A 953-nucleotide genomic window follows, 5' to 3' on the forward strand; every position below is an offset into this window, starting at 1 on the left:
GGCATCGTGAAAAGTCTATGTCAAAGAAAGGGTTATGTTCTCATAATTGACGATTAAATCGCACCTTCCTTAAGTGGCTCTCCCTCAGCCTTGCCCATCCCCAAAAACAAGAGGATGATACCCCGATACAAAAACCAACAGATCCAGTACCAATGCTTATCACCGCCAGTGAAACAAGGACGATCAATACCGACAGCCAGCTGGCCTGCACGCTGGCAGCGGTTGCCGGAGCACTTAATACCGCTGCATTTGAAGTTGTCGGCTTTTTTTCCGCCAATATGACCGGTAATGTCTCCTCACTCTCTGACCATCTGGCAAAAGCCGATCTGCAGGTCGGGGTCTTCTTCTTATCCGTCGTCTGTCTGTTTATTGCCGGTTCCACCTTTTCGACGCTGATTATCAATGCAGGCCGAAGACGTAAAATCAAAACCATCTACGCCTTTAATATTCTGATTGAAGGCGTCGCGTTGATCGCGCTCGGTATTATTGAAAGCTGGTTCACACCGGCGTCGCCGGGCGTGCTGCTGATCCTCAGCCTGAGTTTTCTGATGGGGCTGCAGAATGCGGTGGTGACACGTATCTCCAATGCGCGTGTCAGAACCACGCATGTCTCCGGCACCGCCACGGATATTGGTATTGAGCTGGCTATGCTGTTTGATGTGTTCCGGCGGAAGGAATCCCCCAAGGATGCGCCGCTGTATCTGGAAAGGCTGAAGCTGCACACCTTTACCATTTTGTCTTTCCTGGCTGGCGGCATGACGGGGATCTGGTTGTTTAAAGGACTCGGCTATCCGTTTCTGTTGCTGGCCGGTGCGGGGCTGATGGTTCTGGCGGTGAACGCGATGGTGAAAAATCACCATGCGCAGGACAGTGCACATTAAGGAAGGTGCGATTTAATCGTCAATTATGAGAACATAACCCTTTCTTTGACATAGACTTTTCACGATGCCCGC

General features: G+C 50.9%; 1 protein-coding gene. It reads left to right on the plus strand.

The genetic code is table 11. The annotated features are described in order from the left end of the window. Positions 1-152 precede the first annotated feature (152 nt). Complete coding sequence (locus ACSZO1_RS22505; RefSeq protein WP_437616612.1) at positions 153-881, plus strand: YoaK family protein; 729 nt, start codon at positions 153-155, stop codon at positions 879-881. Positions 882-953 lie beyond the last annotated feature (72 nt).

This window comes from Erwinia sp. V71, assembly GCF_965644245.1.
GTDB lineage: Bacteria > Pseudomonadota > Gammaproteobacteria > Enterobacterales > Enterobacteriaceae > Erwinia.

Bases quoted from the DNA above. Each gene is read 5' to 3' on its own strand.
- ACSZO1_RS22505 (WP_437616612.1), top strand. From the start codon at position 153: ATGCTTATCACCGCCAGTGAAACAAGGACGATCAATACCGACAGCCAG.